Source organism: Bacillus sp. 05T31 (genome assembly GCF_056396725.1).
On sequence record NZ_JBFTMA010000870.1, the window covers coordinates 1 to 1,542 of the forward strand.

Sequence of the window (1,542 nt, forward strand, 5' to 3'; positions counted from 1 at the left end):
CATACGACCTTTCGTTGAAAACTGCGCGTTACCTGAAATTTTTCTACCTTCAGCTAAAATGTCGTTACGACCACTTAGTTCTGCATTTACGCCTAATTTACCAAGCGCTTTCGTTACAGGCTCTGTGAACTTTTTGAAGTTGCTGAAACTGTCCCCGTCATCTTTCGTAATAAAGCTGAAGTTTAAGTTTCCTAAATCATGATATACTGCGCCTCCGCCTGATAGACGACGAACGACGTGAATACCTTGTTCTTTTACGTAATCTGCATTAATTTCTTCTACTGTGTTTTGGTTTTTACCAATGATAATCGAAGGTTTGTTAATGTAGAACAGTAAATATGTTTCGTTAATATCTAAATTCTTCACACAATATTCTTCAATTGCTAAGTTTATTCTAGGATCTGTAATCCCTTTATTATCAATAAATAACATCGTATCACCTCATGAGTTCCAAATGTAGCCACTATGCGCTAGCGTAATATGGCCACTGAAAATTTGTTTTGCTTCTGTTACTAAATCAGATGGATTGCCTGTATGTGGTAAGTGCGTTAATAAAAGTTCTTTTACATTCGCAGTTTTCGCAATACTTGCTACTTCTGTACTATTCATATGCCCTGCTTTTGCAGCCTCTTGATGTGCATACATATTACATTCACAAATGAAAAGATCAACGTTTTTTGTGAACGGAATAAATTCAGGAATATAGCTGGAATCAGCACTATATACTACAGCGTCATCGCCAGCTGTAATACGCATCGCAAAGCATGTAACAGGATGAACAGTTTTTAAGAAAGAAATCGAAAACGGTCCAATTTGAAGTGTTTCTTCTGGATTGTACGCGATTCCTTTCGTATGCGGTGCATGCGTTAAAGAATTAAATCCATTCTCATCAAACGAATGACCGTATATTGGTAACTCTCGTAGTTGTCCCTTCGCCCCGCTCATAATTAATCTCGCATATTGCAACACCCCAATGTCTGCAACATGATCGTGATGATAGTGCGACAGTACAACTGCATCTATATGAGATGGTGTTATATATTTTTGAAGCTGTGCTAGTACACCACTACCACAGTCTACAAGTAAACGAAAACCATCGTGTTCAAACAAGTACCCCGACGTTGCTTCTCCCGCTTCTGGAAAGCCGCCCCAAAAGCCGACAACAGTCATTTTCATATGTATCCATCCTTTCTAAAACCGAGTAGGAATGCGTTTTTCTCCGTACTTGAGAAAGTTTTTTACTTACATCCTACATTGTTAACTATAATCCATTTCCTAAACTTTTTCATTAATTTTCAMCTTTGTTATAAAACAGTTGTTGACTTTTGTTTTTTGTACTAATACAATGATAGTAAGAAATGGAAATGGAGGGATTGACATGATCGATCAACCAATGGAGTTTTTCAGAAATTTACCGACGAAAACTTGTGCACACTGCGGGAAAGAAATTGATGAGCAGCACGAAGCATACCATAACAAATGTGACGATTGCGTTCACGAAGAATAGTAGTTTGTGAACATAAAAAAACCTAGCAGACATAG

At 37.6% G+C, this 1,542-nt stretch carries 3 protein-coding genes; 1 reads left to right on the plus strand and 2 read right to left on the minus strand.

Annotated features, from left to right (window positions below):
• Window positions 1-432 (minus strand): lipoate--protein ligase family protein (locus AC1DJR_RS29375; RefSeq protein WP_477004186.1); only part of this gene is annotated, 432 nt, incomplete at its 3' end.
• Window positions 433-441: 9 nt separating this feature from the next.
• Window positions 442-1,176 carry an MBL fold metallo-hydrolase gene (locus tag AC1DJR_RS29380; protein WP_429687827.1) on the minus strand — a complete coding sequence of 245 codons (735 nt, stop codon included), beginning with the start codon at window positions 1,174-1,176 and terminating at the stop codon, window positions 442-444.
• Window positions 1,177-1,378: 202 nt separating this feature from the next.
• Between AC1DJR_RS29380 and yhfH the strand changes: the two genes are divergently transcribed.
• Window positions 1,379-1,507: a protein YhfH gene (gene yhfH, locus AC1DJR_RS29385; protein ID WP_000567010.1), complete on the plus strand. Its 129-nt coding sequence runs from the start codon at window positions 1,379-1,381 to the stop codon at window positions 1,505-1,507.
• The last annotated feature ends 35 nt before the right edge of the window (window positions 1,508-1,542 follow it).